We start from the raw sequence: 1072 nt of genomic DNA, 5'->3' as shown, positions 1-1072 counted from the left end.
CAACCTTACATACACTACATAAGCAACTCCTGACTCGATTCCAGGAACCATATTTAAGGTGAAAAAGTTGCTCGAACGTGGCACTACTATTGGCGAACCAACCAACTCTCCTTCAACTGATTTCTGTAATACAAACTCATAACTAGCACCCGATACAAAATCACAATAAATAGCCTCACTCATAGAAGATACCTGATAAGGTCCGGCTATTGGCTCAGCACCATCGCTACATTGAGACTCCTGAAGTCCAACAGATGGAAATAAAGGGGTACCAATTGTACATGGCGCACTAAATGGAGAATCATAAGTAACACCATCTATTACTATTTTTACAGATACAGATACCTCATAAAAAGACTCATGAGTTAATGATAATCCGGGTACATCACTTAATTTAAAACTAGTAAAGTTACTCGTGTAATCATAATCACTTGTAGTGCCTACTTTTCGTACACGGTAAGTATAACTTACGGCATTAGGTACCGAATTAACAAAAATACCATCTAAAATACCCTCTAAAGTACCTCCACATTGATTAGCCGAAAGGCTAACACTTGAAACTGATGGCGTACTTACACTACATGGAATACTGCTATAATCAGAAACCGTTAAAACTCCATTAACCAAAACTTCTGACTGAACAGCCACCAAATAGGTTTTTCCAAAAGTAACATTCAAGCCTGCAACATTGGTCAATCTAAAACTTGAAGCGGTAGTGGTATGGAAAAAATAAGTCGTCGGAGCGGTTGACAAAGCAACTCGCCATCTGTAAAGCTGTGATCCGGAAACTGCTGAAGCAAAAATTCTTGTGTTCAAGGCAGCCAATGTCTGACCACATAATGTAGTAGGCTGATTGATTGGAACACTTGGAGTAGTGATAACACAACCGGCACTATATGGATGCTCTAATCCATCAACTAAAACCGCTACTTGGATGGTATAACTGGTACCATATGAAAAACCACTAGCCATAGTCATATTAAAACTAGCAACACTAGTATCAACTGTAGTGAAAGCATTGGTCACATTGTTAGTGATTTTAAATCGATAACCTAAAACACCTACAACGCCT

The 1072-nt window shown here is 38.8% G+C and carries 1 protein-coding gene; it reads right to left on the bottom strand.

Going from position 1 to position 1072, the window contains the following annotated elements; genetic code table 11:
* Positions 1–1072: hypothetical protein (locus ICG50_RS13000; protein WP_187661329.1), on the bottom strand; the 1072-nt coding region annotated here is incomplete at both ends.

Source organism: Flavobacterium buctense, assembly GCF_014486695.1.
GTDB classification, from domain to species: Bacteria; Bacteroidota; Bacteroidia; order Flavobacteriales; family Flavobacteriaceae; genus Flavobacterium; species Flavobacterium buctense.
The sequence above is the reverse complement of the archived record's forward strand: the minus strand, read 5'-3'. Positions and strand labels throughout refer to the sequence as shown.